We start from the raw sequence: 23,413 nt of genomic DNA on the forward strand, positions 1-23,413 counted from the left end.
GCGCGGTCCTCGCGGTGCGGGAGATTTCCTCCCGTTGCTTTGAGCCTCAGCAGCTCTCAGCATTCCGGGCATTTCGGCCCGGAAGGTCCGTCTCGTCACCAAAGCGTGAGGGCTTCGGTTTGAGTACGGTCTCTCGTTTCTGTCTGCCGCTGGTGCGGCGGGTTGCGCCACCTGCCCGCCCCGGCTCCGCCTTGCGGCGGGGGCGGGTGGCGCGGGTCTTGCGGTCGGCTCCACGAGGCTTCGACACCACCACGGTGGTGTCCTGGTCTCCGGCCACTCCGGTACCAGTGGTGCAGGCCGCCGCGAGGGCGGCGAGGTTGAGCGCGGCGTTGTCGTCCCGGTCGATGACCAGGTGGCAGGCGTCGCACTCGAAGGTCCGGACGTGCAGCGGCAGCTTGGCTTTCACCGCGCCGCACCCGGAACAGGTCTTCGAGGAGGGGTACCAGCGGTTCGCGACCACAAGGCGGGTGGCGTGGCGCTGGCCGGTCTTGTAGGTGAGCAGGCGGCGGATCTCCCCGAACCCGGCATCGGCGATGCGGCGGGCCAGACGCCGGTTGCGGAGCATTCCGGCGACGTTGAGGTCTTCGACCACGACGGTGCCGTACTCGGCGGCCACGGCGGTGGTGAGCTTGTGCAGGGCGTCCTCGCGGAGGTTCGCCACCCGGTGGTGCACGCGGTTGCGGGCCGCGTTGGCCTTCTCCCAGCGGCGGGACGGCTTCTGCCCGGTGCGCCGGTCGGGGCCCTGACGCCGGGACACGGTCCGGGAGGCGCGGCGCAGCTGCGCGCGGGCGGCGTCGTAGTGGCCCGGGTTCGCGACGGTGCGGATCTCGCCCGTCGAGTCGGCCATCACGGCGAGGGCCTTCACACCGAGGTCGATGCCGACCGCCACATCCGGGCGAGCCACGCGCACGATGTCGCGCTTGACCTCGACCTGGAACGAGGCGAACCAGCGTCCGCGCTCGTGCCGCACGGCCGCGGACAGGATCCGGGCTGTCCCGGCCTGGACGCGGCCGAGGAGCTTCACCGTCGGCTCGTGGGTGCGGATCGTCCCGAGGCGGGGGAGGGTGACGTGCCGGCCGTCGGCGTCCACACGGATGGTGCCCGTGGTGAACCGGCAGGCAAGACGCGCCTTCCGCTTCGGCTTGAACCGGGGGACGCCCATCCGGGCGCCCTTCCGCTTGCCGTTCTTCGACTTCGCGTAGTTGTCGAACGCGGACGACGCGTTCGCCAGCCCGGTGGAGTACGCCTCCTTGGAGTTCCTCTCCCACCACCCGGCGAACCGGGGGTCGGTGTGCTTGGCCTCGTTGAACGCCTTCCGCAGCGACGGAAGCGACCACGGCCGCCACTCGGTCAGCGACTCCTCGGGGATCCCGTAGGTCTCCTCCGCGCGGCGCTGCCACCACGACGCCGTCACCCAGCCCACAGCCCAGTTGTACGCGGCCCGCGCGGCACCGCAGTGCGAACGCAACGCGGCCTCCTGGGAGGCGTTCGGGTCCAGGGCGAACCGAAACGCCTGCACCACGAACCCGGGCTGCGGGCGGAACTTCTTCACCCGGCGTCCTCGCCGGTCGCCACGGCCACCGCGCGAGCGGCCCGGTTCTTCGCCGCCCGCCGCCCGTACAGGCGCACGCACGTCGACGTGAGCACCTCGGTGATGTCCCCTACGAGGTCATCGGCGGTCTCGGTGGTCTCGGTGGGGTCGAGGACGACCAGACGCCGCCCGGACGCCGACAGGACCGCTTCGAGGTGCTCGACACCGAACCGGGCAAGCCGGTCACGGTGCTCGACCACGATCACCGCCGCCTGCGGGTCGGACAGCACCCGGTGCAACTTCCGGCGCCGGCCGTTCAGCCCCGAGTCGACCTCGGCGACGACCTCGGCCACGGCCAGGCCCAGCCCGTTCGCGCCGGCCACGACCCGGGCCGTCTGCCGGTCAAGGTCTGCTTTCTGGTCGGCGGACGAGACACGGCAGTACGCGACCACCCGCCCCGCCTCCGCGACGGCGGCCGGAGCGGGCTCATCGACCAGCCACGTCCCGGACGGCGCCTGGCGGACCGGCACGGGCATCTTCCCGTCCCTCACCCACCGCCAAGCGGTCTGGTAGCTCACGCCCTGCTGACGGGCCCACTCCGAAAGCTTCACAAGACCAACGTACGCAAGACAGCCGACTAGAGGTGACTATCAATGACTAGGAAACGTGTAGCAGCTTTCACCCCCTCGGGCAGTACGGGGCGACTGGCGAAACGGGTTTGCCCGGCAGGGCGGGGCGCGGGCGAGGGCGGTTGTTTTCGGACGGGCGGGGCCGGGGTGGGAGGGTGCGCTCGGTTCGGTGACCTGTCGGTCCCGTAGGGGAGGGGGTCGGGAGCGGTGACCGGAATGGCGCGGGTCGGGGGTCGCGGGCGGCTTGAAGGCCCGGAAGGGGAGGGGGCCTCCGGTGGCTTGAATCGTGGTGGGGGCCGGGTCTGCGGCTGAGGCCGTAGGAGTGCGGTGGGTAGCGGAGGGAATGCATTCCGAGACCTGTTCGAGATGCAAGGGGACGCGGGGGAGGTCGCCGTGCAGGTGGGCGCTAAGGCCGGGAAGCAGTGGCGCAGGGGGCGGCCCGTGCCGCGGGAGCCGGCCGAGAGGGAGGACCTGTCGGCGTCGGCCCTGCCCGTTGCGGAGGTGACACGGAGTCTGCGGCGCGCGGATCTCAAGGGTGTGGCCGAAGTCAGGAAGGACTTGAGGGAGTTGATGCGGCGGCGGTGTCGGGCCGAAGCCGTCGAGACCGCCGAGCTGCTGGCCACCGAGCTGGTCACCAACGCCCTCGTGCACACGGAGTACGGCGCCGAGGTGACGGTGCGGCTTGCCGGGGGGCGGCTGCGGGTCGAGGTCGGGGACGGGGCCCCGGGGCGGCCCAGGCCGTACGTACCGGTCGTCGACGACGCAACGCACGGGAGGGGGCTGGCGCTCGTGGAGGCGCTGGCTGCCGCCTGGGGAGTGGAGACCGGTACCGGCCGGGGCAAGGTCGTGTGGTTCGAGCTCGTGGACACCGCCTGACGGCACGGGGAAGGGCCCGCCTGGTGGGGCGGGCCCTCGGAGGCAGGAGCTGTCAGCCGAACTGCTGTTCCAGGTCCTTGAGTTTGCGTTCCAGGGAGTCGAGTCGGGGGAGGGTCTGGGTGTCGTCCTCGGCGGTCAGGTCGACCGTCCGGGGGCCTGTCACCTCAGTGCTTACGGCCTGCAGGGAGGGGCGTCGGGGCGGAGCGGGCAGTTGTCCGTGTTCCGCTATGGCCGGCTCCGCGCCGACCGGCGCGGAGCCCGCGGCGGAGGTGAGCCCCGCCATGTCGACCTGCCGGCCGCGGGAGCGGCCGAAGAGGGGCGTGCGGTTCTGCCGGCCCAGGGCCTTCAGGCGCGCCTTGTTCAGGCGGTTCTGGTCGCGCCTGCGGTGCCGGTCCGCTTCCTTCTCCCGCCGGTCCTCGCGCACCTCGTCGACGGCCTCGTCGAGCGTGCGGACGCCTTCGAGGAGCATGAGGGACCACGCGCCGAAGGTCTCCCGGGGGGCGCGCAGCCAGCGGACCATGCGGATCTGCGGCAGCGGGCGCGGGATCAGGCCCTGTTCGCGCAAGGCCGCCCTGCGGGTCTGCTTCAGGGCCCGGTCGAAGAGGACCGCCGCGGACAGCGACATGCCGGCGAAGAACTGCGGAGCGCCGTCGTGGCCGATCCCGCGGGGCGCGTGCACCCAGTTGAACCAGGCCGCCGCTCCGGCGAACAGCCACACCAGCATGCGCGAACCCAGCGCGGCGTCGCCATGGCTCGCCTCGCGGACGGCGAGGACCGAGCAGAACATCGCGGCGCCGTCCAGGCCGAACGGGACCAGGTACTCCCAGCCGCCCGAGAGGCTCAGGTTCTGCCGGCCGAAGCCGACCAGCCCGTGGAAGGAGAGAGCGGCCGCGACCGCCGCACAGCAGAAGAGCAGGACGTAGGAAGCGGTCCCGTAGACGGCCTCCTTGCGGCGCCGGCGCTCCTCGCTGCGCTCCCAGGAGTCCTCCGCCGCGGCCTTCTCGCCCTCGCGCTTGCCCCGGGCCAGTACCGCAACTGCCGCAAGTACGCCCAGGATCAACAGGCTGCCGGGCAGCAGCCAGTCCAGCGATATGTCGGTCAGTCTCATGCGGTGTCCCTTGCTTCGCTTATGCGGCCTACCGGGGCCATGGTGGCGCAGGGGATCTGCTTCGCACGCGGGTTTCGGAGCAAGTGGACGCCATCGGGGGCCGTGGCCCGCCGGATAGGGTGTTGTGACTCGAACTGCCGTATGGATATCGGGAGTTGTGTTCGAGCGGAGGCGGTCGGGCGGGTGGGAGCGGCGCCCGCCGCTCCGGGCGGCGCGGGCGGATTCCGTGCCGGCGGGGCGGAACGTTACGCCGCCGTGCGCGCCGCGAGGCGGGCGATGCGGTCCTCGTCGGAAGTGCGCGGGCACGTGACGCACGTGTCCTTCGGGCGGATCGTGTAGAAGAGGCAGCAGCTCGCGCGGTCCCGTGTCGGCATGCGGGCCCCGTCCGGCGCCGTGAGCGTACGGAAGCCCGCGCCGCCGGCGTACGGGGCGGTCGAGCCGGGCAGGAGCGCCTCCAGCTCGGCGATCGCCCGGTCCTCCTCGTCCAGCATCCGGCCCACGTACCACAGGCTCGCCACGACGTCGTCCGTCGCCATGCCCCACAGGGCGCGCCGCCTGCGCCGCATGCGCGGACCGAAGGCCTCCAGGAGCGGTTCGAGGTGCTGCGCCACCGCAGCGCGCACCTCGGCCCGCAGGGCCTCCCCGTCGGGCACGACCCGGGCCCCGGGGAGGTCTGCCGCCGGATCGGTCGGCAGGCAGGCGAAGGATGGCGTGTGCACGCTCATGATTCCGCCGGTCCTGTGGTACGCGACCTCCTGGAGCCGCGGCACGCGGCGGTGCAGGAACCAGGGGACGGTGATCAGCAGACAGGCGGGCCAGGCGTAGCGGTGCAGGCCGAACGTGGCGACCACGTCGGGTCGGGCCTCGCGGCCGTAGTCCCGCATGATCTGCGCCTTGTCCCACGCCAGGTAGGCCTCCGCGGCGGGGCCGCCCGCCGCGAGCTCGTCCGCGCCGATCCACCCCACACCGCGGGGGGCGGGATCGTGCGCGGCGCGCTCGACGACCCGGAGGCCTTCGTATGCCTCCGTCAGCCGTGCGTACGCGCCCGCCAGGGGGGAAGTGGCGACAGGGGCGGGCGCGGACATGGCGGATCACCGATTCAGGCAAGGCGGACAAAGGTAAGCCTTACCTTAGCTGAAGGTGGTGGGTTTGTATGCCCTTTTCCGGGCCGATCTCAACTATTCTCCCGAGAGGCCGAGACCCACAGGAGGACCGAGTGCACGAGGCGGCCCACGCAGGGGTGTCGGCGCTGATCCCGACGCAGAAGGTGCTGCGCCATTCCGTACGGGCGCAGGTACTGGAGGCGCTGCGCGCCGCCCTGGTCGACGGCGAGCTGGAGCCCGGCGGAATCTACTCCGGCCCCGCGCTGGCGGACCGTTTCGGCGTGTCCGCGACGCCGGTCCGCGAGGCGATGCAGCAGCTGGCCCTGGAAGGGGCCGTGGAGTGCCTGCCGAACCGGGGCTTCCGGGTGCTGTCGCGGACCCCGCGGGCCCTGGCCGAGCTGGCCGAGGTGCGGGCGCTGCTGGAGGTGCCCGTCATGCTGCGGCTGGCGCGGACCGTCGCCCCGGAGGCCTGGGCGGCCCTGCGGCCGGCGGCCGCCGCCACCGCCGACGCCGCCGCGGCCGGGGACCCGGCCCGCTACGCCGAGGCCGACCGTGCCTTCCACCGGCAGGTCCTCGGCCTCGCGGGCAACGAGCAGCTCGTCCAGGTCGCGGAGGAGCTGCACCGCCGCTCCCAGTGGCCGCTGCCCGGGGCGCCCCGGGTGCGGCGCGCCGATCTCGTCGCCGACGCGGCCGAGCACGCTGCTCTGCTGGAGGCACTGGTCGCCGGTGAGCTGGCGGCCGTGGAGACGCTGGTGCGGGAGCACTTCGCCGGATCCGCCGCCTGAGCCTGCCGGATCGTCCCGGCCGGGCGGGATCCGGGCGGGCGGGATCGGATCAGGCGGGATCGGATCAGGCGGGATCCGGAAGGGACGGCCTCGGGTGGAGCTGGTCCGCCAGCCACGTGGGGATGCCGCCCAGGAGGTGGAACAGGCGGTGCGCCTCGGCGCGCAGCCGGCTCGCCTCCGGTTCCGGCTCGGCCTCCGCGAGTGCCGCCAGGGCCGGCGCGGTACCGACGAGGAAGCCCAGCTCCTCGCGGATGCGGAGCGACTCCGCGAAGCCCTTGCGGGCCTCCGCGACCTCCCCGTCGCGCAGGGCCAGCGCGGCCAGGTGCCGCCAGGTGAACGACAGCAGCAGCGTGTCCCCGTTGGCCGCGGCCCCCGCGTGGGCGCGGCGGTAGGCCGGGCGGGCCGACTGGGGGGCGTCCGCCAGGTGCTCGGCGACCAGGCCCCGGCGGAAGTCCAGCAGCGGGCGGGTGCGGGATCCCGGGGACAGCAGGGCGGCCGCCCGGCCCAGCGCCGAGCGGGCCTCGTCGGAGCGGTCGCGCACCCCGAGGACCGTGGCCGCGTACGCCAGGTGGCCGCGCTCGCAGGCCGCCGCGCCGCGCTCGTCGTCGTCCCCGGCCACCGCCTCCGCGACGCGCAGCGCGTCCTCCGCCTCCGCCCAGCCCTGGCCGGTGAACAGGCACCGCTCGACCAGCAGCGCGGTCCGCTGCACGGCGGCTCCGGCGTCCTCCTGGTGCGCGGTCAGCAGGGCCGCCGCGTCCGTCCAGCAGCCGCGTGAGCGCAGCCGCCATATCGCCCGCTGGAGGGGGTCGTCCCCCCCGGTCGTTCCGGCACCGGACATGGCGGTGTCCGCCACATTGCCCTCCCCAAAGCAACCAAGCAGCACGTCTTCGAGCCCTGGGGCGAAATGAGAGCACGGATCGGCAGGTTCGGCCAAGGGGTCGGGTGAACTCTTTCACAAAGTCCGGACACCTCGTCAGGACCGTGCATCCCCCACGGAACAACCGGCCCTGCGGAACGCCTCAGCTCATGCGCAGTGCGAGGAAGAAGTCGAGCTTGTCCTCCAGCCGGGACAGGTCGCGGGACGTCAACTGCTCGATTCGCCCGACCCGGTAGCGCAGCGTGTTGACGTGCAGGTGCAGCCGCGTCGCGCAGCGCGTCCACGAACCGTCGCAGTCCAGGAACGCCTCCAGCGTCGGGATCAGCTCCGCGCGGTGGCGGCGGTCGTAGTCCCGCAGCGGGTCCAGCAGGCGCGCCGTGAACGCGCGGCGCACGTCGTCCGGGACGAACGGCAGCAGCAGCACGTGCGAGGCGAGCTCGTGGTGGCCTGCCGCGCAGACCCGGCCGGGGCGCGCGGCGGCGACCCGCCGGGCGTGCCGGGCCTCCTCCAGCGCGCCGCGCAGCCCCTCGGCGGAGTGCACGGCGGCGCTGACGCCGAGGGTGAGGCGGCCGTCGTCGGCGAGGCCCGCGCGCAGGGGCTCCCGTACGGTCGCGAGGAGCTCGTCGGCGTGCAGGGCGGCCTGCGGGGCCTTGTCCTCCGCGCCCTCCCCGGTCTGCGCGGGCAGCGGCACGAGGGCGATGGCCTCGTCGCCGGTGTGGGCGACCGCGATGCGGTCCGAGGGCTCCGGCCCGGACACGGACGGGTCGACGAGGATCTCCTCCAGCAGCGACTGCGCCACCGGCCCGCCGGGGATGTCGCCGCCCTCCCAGTCCACCCGGGCCACGACGACCTGCCAGTGCGGGGCCGCGCCGAGCCCCGGCAGCAGCACCGGGGCCGCGACGCGCAGGCGCGCGGCGATCTCGGCGGGCGGGGCGCCCGTCTGGACGAGCTCCAGCACCTCCTGGGCCAGGCGGCGGCGCACCGTGCGGGCGGCGTCGCGCCGGTCCCGCTCGACGGCGATCAGCTGGGTGACGCCCTGGAGCAGGTCGAGCCGCTCCGCCGGCCAGTCGCCCGCGTCGGCCTCGACGGCCAGCAGCCAGTCCGACAGCACGCTCTCGCGCACGTCGCGGCCGCCCGGGCCGCCCGGGGCGCGGCCCGCTCCCCTGATCGGGAACAGCGAGTAGGCAATACCCTGGAGGGAGATCCGGTGCGGGCCCCTGCGCCCGGTGCGGACCGCCGCGAGGTGCTCGCCGGCCAGGGCCGCACAGATGCCCGGCGGCAGGGGCTCTCCCGCTCCGGCGATCTGCCGGCCCGTGGGGGAGAGCACCCACGCGCGCAGATCGAGGTCGGTGGTGAGCAGATCGAGCACCACGTCGGGACCGCCGCCCGCGGGACCGGAGGTCATCAGCCGGCGGTGGCGGTCGACGACGGCCGCGAGGTCGCCGGCGCGCTCGCCGGAGACCTGCCGCACCACGTACTCCGTGATGGTGGCGAATGCAACGTCCTCGTTCACCGCGAACAGCGGGAGCCGGTGGTGCCGGCAGGCGGCGACGAGGTCGTCGGGGATGTCGCCCAGCTCCGCCTCGCCCGCGGCGAGGCCGGCGACGCCCGCGCTCGCGAGGATTCGTACGAACGGCTCGGAGTCGGCTGAATTTCTTCGCCACGCCAGGCCCGTCAGGACGAGTTCGCCCCCGGTGAGGTACCGGCTGGGATCCCTCAGGTCCGTCGTCATGACGCCGCGGACCGTCCGGTCGAGTTCGTCCTCGCCGCCCAGCAGCCGCAGCCCCAGCGCCTCGGTTTCCAGCAGTGCGCGCAGCCGCATGGTGTCGCCGCCGATCTGTCTCGAATGTTGCCGTCGGAAATCGGGCAGGTCAGTGCATCCTGCCTTTCATACGAATCTACAAGACGAGGGAGGCCGCCAGCCAACTCCTTCATGGTTTCGGTGACTGCACCGCAGGGACGCGCGGCTTGTGTACTGACTCCACACCGCGTTAACAGCAAGTGAACGACCAGTCGAGGGCCCTTCGGCCTCCTGGCCCCCAAGCGAACGACCCGATTACAAGAAGAGAGCCGCACATGGACTTCCTTCGCCCCGCCGGCTGGGAGGAGGCACTCGCCGCCAAGGCCGAGTACCCCACAGCCGTGCCGATTGCGGGTGGCACCGACATCATGGTCGAGATCAACTTCGACCACCGCCGTCCGGAGTACCTCCTCGACCTGAACCGCATCGAACTGCTGCGGGAGTGGGAGGTAGGCGAGGAGGTCACCAGGGTCGGCGCCTCCGTCCCGTACACGCACATCATGGAGAACCTGCGCGAGACGCTCCCCGGGCTCGCGCTCGCCTCGCACACGGTCGCCTCCCCGCAGATCCGCAACCGCGGCGGCGTCGGCGGCAACCTGGGCTGCGCCTCTCCCGCGGGCGACTCCCACCCCGCCCTCCTCGCCGCCGGCGCCGAGGTCGAGGTCGAGTCCGTCCGCGGCACCCGCATGATTCCGATCGACGAGTTCTACACCGGCGTCAAGCGCAACGCGCTCGCCCCCGACGAGCTCATCAAGGCGATCCACGTCAAGAACGCCACCGGTCCGCAGCAGTACTCCAAGGTCGGCACCCGCAACGCGATGGTCATCGCCGTGTGCGCCTTCGGCCTCGCGCTGCACCCCGAGACCCGCACCGTGCGGACGGGCATCGGCTCGGCCGCGCCCACGCCCATCCGGGCGAAGGCCGCCGAGGAGTTCCTGAACGCCGCCCTTGAGGAGGGCGGCTTCTGGGACAGCGGCAAGGTCATCACCCCGTCGATCGCCAAGCAGTTCGGTGAGCTCGCCTCCGGCGCCTGCAACCCGATCGACGACGTCCGCGGCACGGCGAAGTACCGCCGGCACGCGGTCGGCATCATGGCTCGCCGCCAGCTCGTCTGGACGTGGGAGCAGTACCGCGGCTCGAACGGCCGCCCGCTCGAAGGGGCTGCGTAACCATGCGCGTCAATTTCACTGTCAACGGTCGTCCGCAGCAGGCCGACGACGTCTGGGAGGGCGAGTCCCTCCTGTACGTCCTGCGTGAGCGCCTGGGCCTGCCCGGCTCGAAGAACGCCTGCGAGCAGGGCGAGTGCGGATCCTGCACCGTACGCCTCGACGGCGTGCCCGTCTGCTCCTGTCTCGTCGCCGCCGGCCAGGTCGAGGGCCGCGACGTCGTGACCGTCGAGGGCCTGGCCGACTTCGCCCGCAAGCGCGGGGAGCACGGCCACGGCGGGGCCTGCGGCACCGGCGCCTGCGGCGGCGCGGCCGGCGTGTCCACGGACGAGGCGCAGCGCTGGTCCGCGAAGGGCACCGACTCGCAGACCGGCGAGGGCGTGGAGCTGTCCGGCATCCAGCAGGCGTTCATCGACGCCGGCGCCGTCCAGTGCGGCTTCTGCACCCCGGGCCTGCTGGTCCAGGCCGACGCCCTGCTGGAGCAGAACCCGGACCCGACCGACCAGGACATCCGCGAGGCCCTGTCCGGCAACCTCTGCCGCTGCACGGGCTACGAGAAGATCCTCGACGCGGTCCGCCTGGCGGCCGCCCGCCAGGGAGAGGCGGTCTGACCATGGCCAACACCCGCACCACTCCGTCCGGCACGCCGACGAACGTCTCCCAGAAGCACAGCCAGGGCGGCATCGGCGAGTCCACGCTCCGCCCCGACGGCACCCTCAAGGTCACCGGCGAGTTCGCGTACTCCTCCGACATGTGGCACGAGGACATGCTGTGGGGCCAGACCCTGCGCAGCCCCGTCGCGCACGCCGAGATCGCCGGCATCGACATCTCCGAGGCGCTGGCCCTGCCCGGCGTCTACTCGGTCCTCACCTACGCGGACCTGCCGACCGAGGTGAAGAACTACGGCCTGGAGATCCAGGACACCCCCGTCCTCGCCAACGGCCGGGTACGCCACCACGGCGAGCCGGTCGCCCTCGTCGCCGCCGACCACCCGGAGACGGCCCGCCGGGCCGCCGCCAAGATCAAGGTGGACTACCGGGAGCTGCCGCTCGTCACCGACGAGGCCTCCGCCCTCGCCCCCGGCGCGCCGCTCCTCCACGAGGGCCGCGACGACCACCACGCCGGGCACGTCCCGCACCCGAACATCGTGCACCGCCAGCCCATCGTCCGCGGCAACGTGGAGGAGGCCCGCAAGCGCGCCGACGTCATCGTCGAGGGCGAGTACACCTTCGGCATGCAGGATCAGGCGTTCCTCGGCCCCGAGTCCGGCCTCGCCGTACCCGGGGAGGACGGCGGCGTCGACCTGTACGTCGCCACCCAGTGGCTGCACTCCGACCTCCGGCAGATCGCCCCCGTCCTCGGCCTGCCCGAGGAGAAGGTCCGCATGACGCTGTCCGGCGTCGGCGGCGCCTTCGGCGGCCGCGAGGACATCTCCATGCAGATCCACGCCTGCCTGCTCGCCCTCGCCACGAACAAGCCGGTCAAGATGGTCTACAACCGGTTCGAGTCCTTCTTCGGCCACGTGCACCGCCACCCGGCCAAGCTGTACTACGAGCACGGCGCCACCAAGGACGGCAAGCTCACGCACATGAAGTGCCGGATCGTCCTGGACGGCGGCGCCTACGCGTCGGCCTCCCCGGCCGTCGTCGGCAACGCCTCCTCGCTCTCCGTCGGCCCGTACGTCGTCGACGACGTCGACATCGAGGCCATCGCCCTCTACACGAACAACCCGCCCTGCGGTGCCATGCGCGGCTTCGGCGCCGTCCAGGCCTGCTTCGCGTACGAGGCCCAGATGGACCGGCTCGCGGCGAAGCTGGGCATGGACCCGGTCGAGTTCCGGCAGCTCAACGCCATGGAGCAGGGCACGGTCATGCCGACCGGGCAGGTCGTGGACTCCCCGGCCCCGGTCGCCGAGCTGCTGCGCCGGGTCAAGGCCCGCCCGCTGCCGCCGGAGCGCCAGTGGGAGACCGCCGGCGAGGGCGCGGACGTCCGCGCGCTGCCCGGCGGCCTGTCGAACACCACCCACGGCGAGGGCGTCGTCCGCGGCGTCGGCTACGCGGTCGGCATCAAGAACGTCGGCTTCTCCGAGGGCTTCGACGACTACTCCACCGCCCGCGTGCGCCTGGAGGTCATCGGCGGCGAGGCCGTCGCCATGGTCCACACCGCCATGGCGGAGGTCGGCCAGGGCGGCGTCACCGTCCACGCCCAGATCGCCCGCACGGAGCTGGGCGTCACCCACGTGACGATCCACCCCGCCGACACCCAGGTCGGCTCCGCCGGCTCCACCTCCGCCTCCCGGCAGACGTACATGACCGGCGGCGCGGTGAAGAACACCTGCGAGGCCGTCCGCGAGAAGGTCCTGGAGATCGGCCGCCGGAAGAACGGCTCCTACCACCCCGCGTGGGCCACCGCCGAGCTGCTCCTGGAGGGCGGCAAGGTCGTCACCGACGGCGGCGAGGTCCTCGCGGACATCGCGGAGCTGCTGGAGGGCGAGGAGCCCATCGACCTGGAGCTGGAGTTCCGCCACCGTCCGACGGCCGCCTTCGACCTGGTCACCGGCCAGGGCGACGGCCACGTCCAGTACACCTTCGCCGCGCACCGCGCGGTGGTCGAGGTGGACACCGAGCTCGGCCTCGTCAAGGTCGTCGAGCTGGCCTGCGCCCAGGACGTCGGCAAGGCCCTCAACCCGCTCTCCGTCATCGGCCAGATCCAGGGCGGCACCACCCAGGGCCTCGGCGTCGCGGTGATGGAGGAGATCATCGTCGACCCGAAGACCGCGAAGGTGCGCAACCCCTCCTTCACGGACTACCTGATCCCGACGATCCTCGACACCCCGAGCATCCCGGTCGACTACCTGGAGCTCGCCGATCCGAACGCGCCGTACGGCCTGCGCGGGCTCGGCGAGGCCCCGACCCTGTCGTCCACCCCGGCCGTCCTCGCGGCGATCCGGGCGGCGACCGGCCTGGAGCTCACCAAGACGCCGATCCGCCCGGAGGCCCTCACCGGCACCCTGTAGGACGGCGTCCTCCGGGGGCCGCGAGGCCCCCGGACCGCGAACTCTCCGGGCGGCGCGGCAGCAGGGCCCGCGCCCCGCCGCACCGCCCGGAGCCAAGGAAGTCCGGGACGCCCGCCGCACCGCTCGCGGCACGTCCCCGGCCGTACCCCCACGCAGGAACCGGCGGCACCGGCACCCCGGCGCCGCCACCGGAACCACCAGTACCGCAGAACCCCCGCAGTACCCGCAGTACACGCAGTGCAATTCGCGTCGCCTCGGGCCGTCACCCCGGGTCGTGCAGCCGAACGGCATTTCCCAAATCCCGCAGATCGCCTGGCATTCCAGGTGCGGGTGCCCCTTTGAACCTTGGGAGTTTAGGCACCATGACCCAATCGTCTGTGGAGCCCAAGACCACCGCGGAAGAGGCCGGCGACGGCTCTCGCACTCCCGCCGGGCGTTCTTGGCTCGACCGGTACTTCCACATCACCCATAGAGGGTCCAGCGTCGGCAACGAGATTCGTGGCGGCGTCACGACGTTCATGGCGATGGCGTACATCCTCCTGCTCAACCCCCTGATCCTCTCCGGCAAGGACGCCGCCGGGGACACCATGAGCCAGAAGGCCCTGATCACGGCGACCGCGTTCGCCGCGGCCGTGACCACCCTGCTCATGGGCTTCGTCGGCAAGGTGCCCCTCGCGCTGGCCGCCGGCCTCTCCGTGTCCGGCGTGCTCGCCTCGCAGGTCGCCCCGCAGATGACCTGGCCGCAGGCCATGGGCATGTGCGTCATGTACGGCGTCGTGATCTGTCTCCTGGTCGTCACCGGCCTCCGCGAGATGATCATGAATGCGATCCCGCTGGCCCTCAAGCACGCGATCACCATGGGCATCGGCCTCTTCGTCGCACTCATCGGCCTGGTGAAGGCCGGGTTCGTGCACGAGAACCCCGCCCCCGGCGGCGGCCCCGTCACCCTCGGCCCGACGGGCGAGCTGGCCGGCTGGCCGGTCCTGCTCTTCTCCGTCACCCTCCTGCTCATCTTCATGCTGCAGGCCCGCAAGGTCCCCGGCGCGATCCTCATCGGCATCGGCGTCGGCACCGTGCTCGCGGTCGTCCTGAACGCGATCGCCGACGTCGACCCGAAGGCCTGGGCCAGCGGCCCGCCGGAGCTGAACGGCTCGGCGGTCTCCCTGCCGGACTTCTCGCTCTTCGGGGAGGTCGAGTTCGGCGGCTGGGGCGAGGTCGGCGCGATGACCGTCGGCATGATCGTCTTCACGCTGGTGCTGGCCGGCTTCTTCGACGCGATGGCCACCATCATCGGCGTCGGCACCGAGGCCAAGCTGGCCGACGACAAGGGCCGCATGCCGGGCCTGTCCAAGGCCCTCTTCATCGACGGCGCCGGCGGCGCCATCGGCGGCGTCGCGGGCGGCAGCGGCCAGACCGTGTTCGTCGAGTCCGCCACCGGCGTCGGCGAGGGCGCCCGCACGGGCCTGGCCTCGGTCGTCACCGGCCTCTTCTTCGCCCTGTGCATCTTCTTCACCCCGATCACGCAGATCGTCCCCGGCGAGGTCGCCTCGGCCGCGCTCGTGGTGATCGGCGCCATGATGATGCAGAACGCCCGCCACGTGGACTGGGCGGACGCCGCCACCGCCGTGCCGGTCTTCCTCACCGTCGTGATCATGCCGTTCACGTACACGATCACGGCCGGTGTCGCCGCCGGTGTCATCTCGCACGTCGCCATCAAGGTCGCGCAGGGCAAGGCCCGCGAGATCGGCGCGTTCATGTGGGCGCTCACCGCGATCTTCGTGGTGTTCTTCGCGCTCGACCCGATCGAGGGCTGGCTCGGCGTCCACTGACGCGGGCCCCGCCCCCGGTCCTCCACGCATCCGATACTGGAACCGAACCCCCTCCAGGAGGCCTCCATGCTGGACATCGCCGAAGAGCTGAACCGGTGGGTCGAGCAAGGGCGCGACTTCGCCGTCGCCACCGTCGTGGCGGTCACCGGCAGCGCGCCCCGGCAGCCCGGCGCGGCCCTCGCCGTCGACGAGGCGGGGACGGCCGTCGGCTCGGTCTCCGGCGGGTGCGTGGAGGGCGCGGTGTACGACCTGTGCGTGCAGGCGCTCCAGGACGGCGAGACCGTCCTGGAGCGCTTCGGATACAGCGACGACGACGCGTTCGCCGTGGGCCTGACCTGCGGCGGAATCATCGACATCCTCGTGACCCCGGTCCGCGCCGGCACCCCCGGGCGGCAGGTCTACGAGGCCGCGCTGGCCGCCGCCGCCCGCGGCGGGGCGGCCGCCGTCGCCCGCATCGCCGAAGGGCCGCAGGAACTGAAGGGCAGCGCCGTGCTCGTCCTCGGTGAGGACGGCGAGGACCGCGAGGACCGCGGGGACCGCTTCCTCGGCGGCTTCGGCGGGCACCCCGAACTGGACCGCATGGTCGCCGAGGAGGCCCGCGCCCTGCTCGACGCGGGGAAGACCGGCGTCCTGGAGGTCGGCGCCGACGGCCGGCTGTGCGGCGAGCCGCTCAAGGTGCTCGTCGAGTCCAGCGTCCCGCCCCCGCGGATGATCGTCTTCGGGGCCATCGACTTCGCGTCCGCCCTCGTGCGGATCGGCAAGTTCCTCGGCTACCACGTGACGCTGTGCGACGCGCGGCCCGTCTTCGCGACGAAGCAGCGCTTCCCCGAGGCCGACGAGATCGCCGTCGACTGGCCCCACCGCTACCTGGAGCGCACGGAGACCGACGGCCGGACCGTGCTGTGCGTCCTCACCCACGACGCCAAGTTCGACGTGCCGCTGCTGCGCCTCGCCCTGCGCCTGCCCGTCGCCTACGTCGGCGCCATGGGCTCCCGCAGGACCCACGAGGACCGCAACCGGCGGCTGCGCGACGTCGGCGTCACCGAGCTCGAACTGGCCCGCCTGCGCTCCCCGATCGGCCTGGACCTCGGCGCCCGCTCCCCGGAGGAGACCGCCCTGTCCATCGCCGCCGAGATCGTCGCCAACCGGCGGGGCGGCTCCGGGGCCGCACTGACCGGCGCCCACATCCCCATCCACCCCGACGCCCCGGCCACCGCGGCCCGGCGCATCGGCTCGGTGGCCTGACGGGCGGGCCGTACGGAAAAAGGGCGTGCCGCGAGGGTTGCGCCCTGCTGGGCTCCCCCCTAGTTTTACCGGCCGGTAACAGCGCCTTTCCGCCTGGGAGTTGAGCGATGCCCCGGACCGCCCGCACTGCCCGTACGCCCGTCCGCACGCTCCTCGCCGGCGGCGTGCTCGCCGCCGCGGCGCTCGCGGCGGCCGCCGCACCCGCGCCCGCCGCACCCCCCGCGCCCGCCTCGGCCCGGCCTGCCGCACCCGATGCGGCCGGGCTGCGCGAGGTGCTCTTCGTCGGCAACAACTGGGAGGGCACCGCCGACGTCCTCGCCTCCACCGGCGGCATGGAGCGCATCGGCCGCATCAACGTCGTCCCCGACAAGGAGGAGCGCCTCCGGGAGATCCACCTCAACCCGGTGAAGCTCGCCTTCTTCCTCGGGATCCGGCACAGCGCCGGAGAGGGCCACGACCAGCTCGTCGACGACATGTACACCACCCCCGACGGCTCCGCCGTGGTCGTCTCCCGCCCGAGCTTCGCCGACGTCGTCTCCCTCGACCTGCGCACCGGCCGCATCAACTGGCGCTTCCCCGTCTCCGGCTACCGCTCCGACCACATGGCCGTCTCGCCCGACGGCACCCGGGTCGCGGTGTCCGCGTCCACCTCGAACACCGTCCACGTCCTCGACATCGCGACCGGCCGCCAGGTCGGCTCGTTCGCCACCGGCGACAAGCCGCACGAGAACACCTTCTCCCGCGACGGCCGGCTGATCTGGAACGCCTCCATCGGCGAGGTCAACACCGCCCTGGACGCGCCCTGGCTCGACTGGACCAAGGGCGACCGGAAGTTCACCGTCGTGGACGCGCAGACCTTCCGCACCGTCCGCACCGTCGACATGCGCGAACGCCTCGACGCCGCCGGCCGCTCCGACCTGTCCGACTCGATCCGGCCGAACGCCTTCACCCCGGACGAGTCGATGCTGTACTTCCAGGTCTCCTTCTTCAACGGCTTCGCCGAGTACGACGTCGCCGCCGACCGCATCACCCGCGTCAAGACCCTCCCGAAGAACCCGAAGACCCCCGCCGACCGCATGGCCTGGGTCAACGACTCCCGCCACCACGGCATGGCCATGAGCCCGGACGGCGCGAAGCTGTGCATCGCCGGCACCATGGACGACTACGCCACCGTCGTGGACCGGGCCACCCTCGCCGAGGGGCCGCTCGTCCCCGCCGACAAGCCGTACTGGGCGACCGTCAGCGGCGACGGCACGGCCTGCGTCATCTCCGAGAGCGGCTCCGACCGCGTCACCGCCATCGACTTCGCCACCGGCGAGAAGCGGGTCTCCGTCCCCGTCGGCGACCACCCGCAGCGCGTCCGCCTCGGCCGGGTCCCGGCCGACTGGACCGGGACCCGGTAGCCGCGGCTCACGACGGCAGGGAGATCCGCGCCGCCGCCATCCCGAACCCGGGGCCCGCCAGGAGCGCCCGCAGCCCGGCGGGCCCAGGCCGCAGCTCCTCGTCCCGGTAACGGCGCACGCTGCGGTGCCAGTGGAGGATCGCCGCCATCCAGTCCTCCAGCTCCCGCACGTACGAGGCGAGCGCCGCCCGCTCCGCGGCCCCCAGCCCCCGGTCGTCGCACAGCACCGGCAGCTGGTGGTCGCGGACGTGCTCGAACTCCCGGGTGCGCTGCGCCAGCAGGTCGGCGACGATCGCGGCCGCCTGCGGGTAGTCGATGCCGAAGAAGTGCTGCGCGACGAGCACGTGGTTGTGCACCTCGCCCTCGAACTCGATCTCCTTCCGGTACGAGAACAGGTCGTTGACCAGGCAGCCGACGTCGGCGGCGGCGCTCTCCAGCGAGCGGACCGCCCCCTCGCGGCGCAGCTCCTCCGGGAAGGCGGTGCCGTCCCCGCGGCCGAGCCGGGCCAGGAACATCGTCAGGTCCGAGCCGAAGGTGAAGCGGCGCATCTCCGCGTAGTCCACCGGATCCGGCACCCGGTTCACGGCCGTGTTCGCGATCTCCCAGACCCAGGAGTCCAGCATCGCGACGACGTGGCGGCGGAACCCCGCGCGCGCCTGCCCGTCCAGACCGGCCGCGGTCCGCGCCCACAGGTCCGCCAGGCCGCGCTCCAGCGCGGTGAGCGGCTCCGGGCCCTGCCCCGGCTCCGGCGGCATCATCGCGGCGAGCCGGTCCGCAGCCGCCCGCGCGCCGCCGGGGTCCCGCGCCGCGCCGAACACCCGCGGGTAGTAGTCGTCCCCGTACGTGCCCCAGGCCAGCCACTGCGCGCCCAGCGACAGCGCCTCCGGCGCGGCGTCCGGGTCGATGCCCGCCGCGCACAGCGCCAGGTCCATGCCGGCCAGCACGTCCTCGGTCCAGACGTCCGAGCCGGGGTCGCCGGGCTGCGGTTCGAGCATCCCCACCACCCGGCACCACGCTGTGAGTTCGCGGCGGGCCCGGTCCAGGTGCGGGTTGAGGGACAGCGCGAACGGCAGGTCGATGTCCGGCAGGATCCGCCGCCCCACCTTCCGGAACGGCACGTGCGAGAACCGGCGCCGGCGCAGCTCCAGCGAGCGGGGCGTGAGGACCGAGCGCCAGTCCAGGGCCGCCGTCCCGAGGCCGCCGGGCAGGAACGGCAGGGTCCGCGGGGCGGAGCGCCGCGCCTCCTCGTTCATGTAGCGGCTGGAGGCCATGTGCCACTCGTGGCCGCCGGACTGCCAGTCCTGCAGGCCCTTCGCGTACGCCAGGACGGCCGCGGCCTCGTCGGGGCCGAGCCCGTGGCGGGCGGCGAGCGCGGGCACCTCCGCGAGGGCCGTGTACTCGAACTGCTCCAGCCGGGACGTCAGCAGGTCGTTGGCCAGGTCGGCGGCCTCCTGCGTGGTGCAGTCCAGGAAGGTCTCCAACACCAGGACCGCGTTGGAGAGTTCGCCCTCCTCCTCGACCTCGCGCCGGTACGAGAAGATGTCGTTGCGGATGTGCACGGCATCCGAGAAGGCGTCGCGGAGCACCTGGAGCGGCCGCGCGTGGGCCACCCGGGCGGGGACCTCCGCCGCCACGTACTCGACCAGCCCGGCCGACCAGGGCGCCCCGCCGACCTTGCGGCGCATCTCGATGTACTCCAGCGGGTTCGCGACCCGCCCCATGCCGATGTTGTGCAGCTCCCACATCGACTCGTTCAGCAGGTTCCGCGTCGATTCGGCGAACCGTTCCCTCCACGCCGCGGACATCGCCGGGACCGTGCGCTGCCACAGGTCCCTCAGGCCCGCCTCGACGGGGTTGGCCGGCTCGGGGAACCCGTCCGCGAGGTCCATCGGCATGAACGCGGCCAGTCCGTCGAGGTACGCCCGCGCGCCCTCGCGGTCCCCGCTGCGCTTGTACACCTCCAGGAAGTGGTCGTCGAAGAAGAACACCCACACGTACCAGTCGGTGACGAGCTCCAGGGCGTCGGCGCCGCAGTCGGGGTGGGTGTAGGAGCACAGCAGCGCGTAGTCGTGCGCGTCGAGGTCCTCCTGCGTCCAGACGCCGGAGCCCTCCAGCATCCCGAAGCCCCGGGCCCACCGCCGGGTGTGCTCCCTGGCGGCCTCCAGGTGCGGGTTGAGTCTCGCCGGGTACGGCACGTAGAAGTCCGGCAGGCGGAACGGCTGGGTCACGTCGGGGCAGGCCTTTCGGTCCGGGGCTGCGGAAGGCCGGAACCGTCCCCGGACGCCGTCCCCCCGCACGGGATCGGCTGTGCCCTACCCGCCTCCCGGCCGCCCCAAGTGCCGCTTCACCGCATCAGGTGAAGCGGCGCCGTCCACCGCACGCCGCCGCGCCGCGGACGCTATGGGCGGCGGCGTGCGGGGCCCGCGTCAGCCGCCGTCGGACTCCAGGTTGCCCTCGGTGTCCAGGTACACCTGCCGCAGCGCCTCCAGCACCTGCGGGTCCGGCTTCTCCCACATGCCGCGGGACTCCGCCTCCAGCAGCCGTTCGGCGATGCCGTGCAGCGCCCAGGGGTTGGCCTCCTCCAGGAACGCGCGGTTCTCCGGGTCCAGGACGTACGTCTCGGTCAGCTTGTCGTACATCCAGTCCGCGACCACGCCCGTCGTGGCGTCGTACCCGAACAGGTAGTCCACCGTCGCCGCCAGCTCGAAGGCGCCCTTGTAGCCGTGCCGGCGCATCGCCTCGATCCACCGCGGATTGACCACGCGGGCGCGGAAGACGCGGCTGGTCTCCTCCACCAGGGTGCGGGTCTTGACCGTCTCCGGGCGGGTGGAGTCGCCGATGTACGCCTCCGGCGCCGTGCCGCGCAGCGCGCGGACCGTCGCCACCATGCCGCCGTGGTACTGGAAGTAGTCGTCCGAGTCGGCGATGTCGTGCTCGCGGGTGTCCGTGTTCTTCGCGGCCACCGTGATCCGCTTGTACGCGGACTCCATCTCGGCGCGCGCCGGGCGGCCCTCCAGGCCGCGGCCGTACGCGTAGCCGCCCCACACCGTGTAGACCTCCGCCAGGTCGGCGTCGGTGCGCCAGTCCCGCGAGTCGATCAGCTGGAGGATGCCGGCGCCGTAGGTGCCCGGCCGGGAGCCGAAGATGCGGGTGGTGGCGCGCCGCTCGTCGCCGTGCTCGGCCAGGTCGGCCTGCGCGTGGGCCCGTACGAAGTTCTGCTCCGCCGGCTCGTCGAGCGCGGCCACGAGCCGTACCGCGTCGTCGAGCAGGCCGATGACGTGCGGGAAGGCGTCCCGGAAGAAGCCGGAGATGCGCAGCGTGACGTCGACGCGGGGCCGGCCCAGCTCGGCGGGCGGGATCGCCTCCAGGGAGGTCACCCGGCGCGAGGCCTCGTCCCACACCGGGCGCACGCCGAGGAGGGCCAGCGCCTCGGCGACGTCGTCGCCGGCGGTGCGCATCGCGCTCGTGCCCCACAGGGACAGGCCCACCGACGCCGGCCACTCGCCGTTGTCGGTGCGGTAGCGCTCCAGCAGCGACTCCGCCAGTGCCTGGCCGGTCTCCCACGCGAGGCGGGAGGGCACGGCCTTCGGGTCGACGGAGTAGAAGTTGCGGCCGGTCGGCAGCACGTTGACCAGGCCGCGCAGCGGCGAGCCGGACGGGCCGGCCGGGACGAACCGGCCGTCGAGCGCGGCCACCACGTGCGCGATCTCGTCGGTGGTGCCGGCCAGGCGGGGGACGACCTCGCGGGCCGCGAAGTCCAGCACCGCCGCGACCTGCTCCGGGTGCCCGGCGGCTACCCGGGACACGGCGGCCGGGTCCCAGCCGGCGTCCTCCATCGCCTGCACCAGCCCGCGCGCCGCCTCCTCCGCCTCGTCGGCGGAGGTGCGGGTCGCCTTGGACTCGTCCAGGCCGAGGGCCTCGCGCAGGCCGGGCAGGGCCGTGGTGCCGCCCCAGATCTGGCGGGCGCGCAGGATGGCCAGGACCAGGTTGACGCGGGCCTCACCGGCCGGGGCGCCGCCCAGGACGTGCAGGCCGTCGCGGATCTGCGCGTCCTTCACCTCGCACAGCCAGCCGTCGACGTGCAGCAGGAAGTCGTCGAAGCCGTCGTCGTCCGGGCGCTCCTCCAGGCCCAGGTCGTGGTCGAGCTTCGCGGCCTGGATCAGGGTCCAGATCTGCGCGCGGATCGCCGGCAGCTTCGCCGGGTCCATGGCGGAGATCTGCGCGTACTCGTCGAGGTGCTGCTCCAGGCGCGCGATGTCGCCGTACGACTCGGCGCGCGCCATCGGCGGCACCAGGTGGTCGACGAGGGTGGCGTGCACGCGCCGCTTGGCCTGGGTGCCCTCGCCCGGGTCGTTGACGAGGAACGGGTAGACGAGCGGCAGGTCGCCGAGCGCCGCGTCGGGGGCGCAGGCCGCGGACAGGCCCGCGTTCTTGCCCGGCAGCCACTCCAGGTTGCCGTGCTTGCCGAGGTGGATCATCGCGTCGGCGCCGAAGCCGCCGTCCTCGGCGGCGGCCTGGATCCACCGGTAGGCGGCCAGGTAGTGGTGCGACGGAGGCAGGTCCGGGTCGTGGTAGATCGCGATCGGGTTCTCGCCGAAGCCGCGCGGCGGCTGGATCAGGATCAGCAGGTTCCCGCGGCGCAGCGCCGCGAGGACGATGTCGCCCTCGGGGTTGGCCGAGCGGTCGACGAACATGCTGCCGGGGGCCTCACCCCAGTGCTCCTCGACCTGCTCGCGCAGCTCCGCCGGCAGTTCGGCGTACCAGCGCCTGTAGTCGGCCGCGGGGATGCGGACCGGGTTGCGGGCGAGCTGCTCCTCCGTCAGCCAGTCCTGGTCGTGGCCGCCGGCCTCGATCAGGGCGCGGATCAGCTCGTCGCCGTCGCCGGAGACCAGGCCCGGGATGTCCTCGGCCGGCCCGAAGTCGTAGCCGCCGTCGATGAGGGCGCGCAGCAGCCGGACCGCGCTCGCCGGGGTGTCGAGGCCCACGGCGTTGCCGATCCGGGAGTGCTTCGTCGGGTACGCCGACAGCACCAGTGCGATCTTCTTGTCGGCGCGGGCGATGTGCCGCAGCCGGGCGTGCCGCACGGCGATCCCGGCGACGCGCGCGGCGCGCTCGGGGTCGGCGACGTAGGCGGGCAGCCCGTCCGCGTCGAACTCCTTGAAGGAGAACGGCACGGTGATCAGGCGGCCGTCGAACTCGGGGACGGCGACCTGCGTCGCGGCGTCCAGCGGGGACAGGCCCTCGTCGTTCTCCTCCCAGGCGCTGCGCGACCCGGTCAGGCACAGCGCCTGCAGGACGGGCACGCCGAGGCGGGCCAGCGCGCCGGCGTCCCAGGACTCGTCGTCCCCGCCGGCGGAGGCGGTCGCCGGGCGGGTGCCGCCGGCCGCGAGGACGGTCGTGACGACGGCGTCGGCGCCCTCCAGCGCGGCGAGCAACTCCGGCTCGGGCGTGCGCAGGGAGGACACGTACAGCGGCACGGGCGACCCGCCCGCCGCGGTGATCGCGTCGCACAGCGCGTGCACGAAGGCGGTGTTGCCGCTCATCTGGTGGGCGCGGTAGTACAGCACGGCGATCCGCGGGCCGTCGGCCGCGGCGGACGGGGCGTCGGGGCGCTCCAGCGGGCCCCACGTCGGCGCGGCGGCGGGCGGCTCGAAGCCGTGGCCGGTCAGCAGCACCGTGTCGGACAGGAAGCGGGCCAGCTGCTCCAGGTTGTCCGGCCCGCCGTGCGCGAGGTAGGCGTGCGCCTCGGCCGCGATGCCGATCGGGACGGTCGAGGCCTCCATCAGCTGCGCGTCCGGGGCCTGTTCGCCGGTCAGCACGACGACCGGGCGGGTCTGCTCGCGGTCCAGGAGCGCCTCCAGGCCGTCCTCCCAGGCGCGCAGGCCGCCGAGGAGGCGTACGACGACCAGGTCGGCGCCGTCGAGGAGGCCGGGCAGGTCGTCCAGGGGAAGGCGGGAGGGGTTCGCGAACCGGTAGGGGACGGGGCCCCCGGCGGCGCGGGCGCTGAGCAGATCGGTGTCGGACGTCGACAGCAGCAGGATCATG

Annotated in this window: 16 protein-coding genes; 8 read left to right on the forward strand and 8 right to left on the reverse strand. The window is 73.2% G+C overall.

The features are described from left to right. Positions 1-46: 46 nt before the first annotated feature. The gene (gene tnpB, locus C0216_RS09425) at positions 47-1,552 is read right to left on the reverse strand and encodes an IS607 family element RNA-guided endonuclease TnpB (RefSeq protein WP_246042429.1); all 1,506 of its coding nucleotides are present in this window, start codon (positions 1,550-1,552) and stop codon (positions 47-49) included. Next, the gene (locus C0216_RS09430) at positions 1,549-2,142 is read right to left on the reverse strand and encodes an IS607 family transposase (protein WP_114054828.1); all 594 of its coding nucleotides are present in this window, start codon (positions 2,140-2,142) and stop codon (positions 1,549-1,551) included. The genes tnpB and C0216_RS09430 overlap by 4 nt, the downstream gene beginning before the upstream one ends. A 576-nt stretch (positions 2,143-2,718) precedes the next feature. Here C0216_RS09430 and C0216_RS09435 point away from each other — a divergent pair. Beyond that, positions 2,719-3,036, forward strand: coding sequence for an ATP-binding protein (locus C0216_RS09435; protein WP_428985409.1), 318 nt, complete (start codon positions 2,719-2,721; stop codon positions 3,034-3,036). Positions 3,037-3,088: 52 nt separating this feature from the next. On the opposite strand, the gene C0216_RS09440 is transcribed toward C0216_RS09435, so the two are convergent. After that, the gene (locus tag C0216_RS09440; protein WP_114054830.1) at positions 3,089-4,144 is read right to left on the reverse strand and encodes a DUF2637 domain-containing protein; all 1,056 of its coding nucleotides are present in this window, start codon (positions 4,142-4,144) and stop codon (positions 3,089-3,091) included. A 245-nt stretch (positions 4,145-4,389) separates the two neighbouring features. Continuing rightward, on the reverse strand, positions 4,390-5,229 hold the full coding sequence (locus tag C0216_RS09445; protein ID WP_114054831.1) for a (2Fe-2S)-binding protein: 840 nt from the start codon (positions 5,227-5,229) through the stop codon (positions 4,390-4,392). A 68-nt stretch (positions 5,230-5,297) separates the two neighbouring features. Between C0216_RS09445 and C0216_RS09450 the strand changes: the two genes are divergently transcribed. Next, on the forward strand, positions 5,298-6,032 hold the full coding sequence (locus C0216_RS09450; RefSeq protein WP_114054832.1) for a GntR family transcriptional regulator: 735 nt from the start codon (positions 5,298-5,300) through the stop codon (positions 6,030-6,032). Positions 6,033-6,096: 64 nt separating this feature from the next. Here C0216_RS09450 and C0216_RS09455 read toward each other — a convergent pair whose 3' ends face one another. Both C0216_RS09455 and C0216_RS09460 read right to left on the reverse strand, forming a co-directional pair. Beyond that, positions 6,097-6,885, reverse strand: coding sequence for a hypothetical protein (locus C0216_RS09455; RefSeq protein WP_114054833.1), 789 nt, complete (start codon positions 6,883-6,885; stop codon positions 6,097-6,099). 166 nt (positions 6,886-7,051) lie between these two features. Next, positions 7,052-8,731, reverse strand: coding sequence for a PucR family transcriptional regulator (locus C0216_RS09460; RefSeq protein WP_114054834.1), 1,680 nt, complete (start codon positions 8,729-8,731; stop codon positions 7,052-7,054). A 254-nt stretch (positions 8,732-8,985) separates the two neighbouring features. Here C0216_RS09460 and C0216_RS09465 point away from each other — a divergent pair, with 254 nt between their 5' ends. From C0216_RS09465 to C0216_RS09490, 6 genes are all read left to right on the forward strand, one after another. Next, a complete protein-coding gene (locus tag C0216_RS09465) occupies positions 8,986-9,879 on the forward strand; it encodes an FAD binding domain-containing protein (protein WP_114054835.1) in 894 nt (297 codons plus the stop codon). A gap of 2 nt (positions 9,880-9,881) precedes the next feature. Further along, positions 9,882-10,487: a (2Fe-2S)-binding protein gene (locus C0216_RS09470; protein ID WP_114054836.1), complete on the forward strand. Its 606-nt coding sequence runs from the start codon at positions 9,882-9,884 to the stop codon at positions 10,485-10,487. A 2-nt stretch (positions 10,488-10,489) separates the two neighbouring features. Beyond that, positions 10,490-12,892, forward strand: a complete 2,403-nt coding sequence (gene pucD, locus C0216_RS09475; RefSeq protein ID WP_114054837.1) for a xanthine dehydrogenase subunit D — start codon at positions 10,490-10,492, stop codon at positions 12,890-12,892. 362 nt (positions 12,893-13,254) lie between these two features. Beyond that, the gene (locus tag C0216_RS09480) at positions 13,255-14,721 is read left to right on the forward strand and encodes an NCS2 family permease (protein ID WP_114054838.1); all 1,467 of its coding nucleotides are present in this window, start codon (positions 13,255-13,257) and stop codon (positions 14,719-14,721) included. A gap of 66 nt (positions 14,722-14,787) precedes the next feature. Further along, a complete protein-coding gene (locus tag C0216_RS09485; protein ID WP_114054839.1) occupies positions 14,788-15,966 on the forward strand; it encodes an XdhC family protein in 1,179 nt (392 codons plus the stop codon). 107 nt (positions 15,967-16,073) lie between these two features. Further along, on the forward strand, positions 16,074-17,369 hold the full coding sequence (locus C0216_RS09490) for a YncE family protein (RefSeq protein WP_114054840.1): 1,296 nt from the start codon (positions 16,074-16,076) through the stop codon (positions 17,367-17,369). Positions 17,370-17,376: 7 nt separating this feature from the next. Here C0216_RS09490 and C0216_RS09495 read toward each other — a convergent pair whose 3' ends face one another. Further along, positions 17,377-19,596 (reverse strand): terpene synthase family protein, encoded by a 2,220-nt coding sequence (locus tag C0216_RS09495; protein ID WP_114054841.1) that lies wholly within the window; start codon positions 19,594-19,596, stop codon positions 17,377-17,379. 198 nt (positions 19,597-19,794) lie between these two features. Then, positions 19,795-23,412 carry a cobaltochelatase subunit CobN gene (gene cobN, locus C0216_RS09500; protein ID WP_114054842.1) on the reverse strand — a complete coding sequence of 1,206 codons (3,618 nt, stop codon included), beginning with the start codon at positions 23,410-23,412 and terminating at the stop codon, positions 19,795-19,797. Position 23,413: the final 1 nt, after the last annotated feature.

Source organism: Streptomyces globosus (assembly GCF_003325375.1).
Classification (GTDB): domain Bacteria; phylum Actinomycetota; class Actinomycetes; order Streptomycetales; family Streptomycetaceae; genus Streptomyces; species Streptomyces globosus_A.